Below are 1,628 nucleotides of genomic sequence, written 5' to 3'. Positions count from 1 at the left end.
CCCCGGACCATGGGCCCTGCCTCCATCCGGCTACCCATCCCGAGACCCACGGCTTCAACTGATCGGGTTTACCCGCCCAGCGCGCCGTTTGAACAAGGGTCCACGATCCCACATAGATCCAGCTGATGGGCCAAGGCAGATTCCGCCGGGCCAGCCACACCCTGTTCCGGGCGTTGAGGCGGAAATACTCCTGGTGACGGGCAGGATCGATTACCGGATGTCCTGCCCGCAGGTCCCCGGCATACCAGGTCCTGTAGCCGGTATCCCACACCCGCCATGACAGTTCGACCCCTTCGTGCGCATACCAGAATGCGCCGGCCCATCCCCCGGTCTCCTCGAACACGTTGCGGCGCAGGACAACCGCCATCTCCACCACTGAGAAAACGTTCCCGGATCGATAGGGTGAGCCCTTGCGCAATCTCGGAATCCAGCGAAGCGGAGCCTCCTGATTATCGGGATCTTCGATCCGCGGTTGGATCATTCCGATTCCGCGTTGCTGCTCCAGCATTCCGGCCGCCCGGGCCAGGAAATCCGGATCCGGCAACCACGCGTCGTCGTCGAGAAAGAATAGGTACTCCCCCTGCACAAGCGGCACACCTGCATTCCGCCCGGCCGGTATTCCCACATTCTCCGGTATATGAAGAGCCTTGAACGTCTCCGGAAGACCGCTTGGCTTCCAGCCGTTACCAACGACCACTACGTCCAAATGGACGCCGCTCTGGGCCAATAAGGAATCGAATCCCCGCTGTAAGTCGGGCGGCCGCTTGCCCTGAGTCAGAATCACGACGCCGAAGGACGGTTCGTGACGGTGTTCAACGGCCATTATTTGGTCAGCCTTGAAGACGCCATGATGGCGGCAAAGTGACCGATCGTCGCCAGAATCACGAGCGGGACGAGCACCAGCGAGAGAAGCCGTTCACCCAGCAGCGGGGCACCAGAAACGAGGGTAACGACGGCGGCGGCGAGCGTCAGCAGGCTGAGCTCGACTGAATGGTAAATCCGGTGGAACGGCAGGAACCGGGCAGCACCGCGGAGTCTGCCGACCAGTGTCGTCTGGCTTACCGTCGTGGCTTCCGTGCTGTCCGGAAGGCGTCCCAGTTGGGCAAAAGCCCGGGATACATGGACCATATCGTTCAATGACTTATTGAGGACGATGAAGAAGGCAAGCATTGCCCCCGCGAAGGCGTATCCAAAGGCGGTTGCAGGATCGGTGCCAAACCGGTCGAGGTCCCCGATGGCCCGCAGCCCGATGGCAATGCCGATGAAGCCTTCAGCGGTATAGTGGCCAACCTTGTCCAGGAAGACACCCTTGGGGCTGAAGGTTCCCCGCCAGCGCGCTACCTCGCCGTCGCAGCAGTCGATATACATCTGCAGCTGGGAAAACAAGACCGCCAGCACAGGTCCCCAAATGCCGGGGATGAGCAACGACGCTGCAATCGCCCAACCGGCCAGAATCATGAGTCCGGTTACTCCATTTGCCGATATGCGGGTGCGGACAAGCAGCATAGTGAAGTAGATGGAAAAATGCCGGAGGTACAGATCGGCGGTCCAGTGCTCCGCGTTCTTACGCGCCCGCACTTCCGGCGGCTGCGCAACTGATCGCAGTTCTTCCAGTGTCGGGCGGGCAC

2 protein-coding genes are annotated in these 1,628 nt (G+C 61.2%); both read right to left on the bottom strand.

Annotation, left to right across the window (positions count from 1 at the left end):
* Positions 1 to 823 (bottom strand): glycosyltransferase family 2 protein (locus Y707_RS24235; protein ID WP_081744695.1); only part of this gene is annotated, 823 nt, incomplete at its 3' end.
* Positions 823 to 1,628 (bottom strand): CDP-alcohol phosphatidyltransferase family protein (locus Y707_RS0107265; protein WP_333782837.1); only part of this gene is annotated, 806 nt, incomplete at its 5' end. The genes Y707_RS0107265 and Y707_RS24235, both read right to left, overlap by 1 nt.

It is taken from the genome of Arthrobacter sp. H14 (assembly GCF_000520495.1).
Lineage (GTDB): Bacteria > Actinomycetota > Actinomycetes > Actinomycetales > Micrococcaceae > Arthrobacter_C.
Note: the sequence above shows the minus strand (reverse complement) of the source record. Positions and strands in the feature narration are given on the sequence as shown.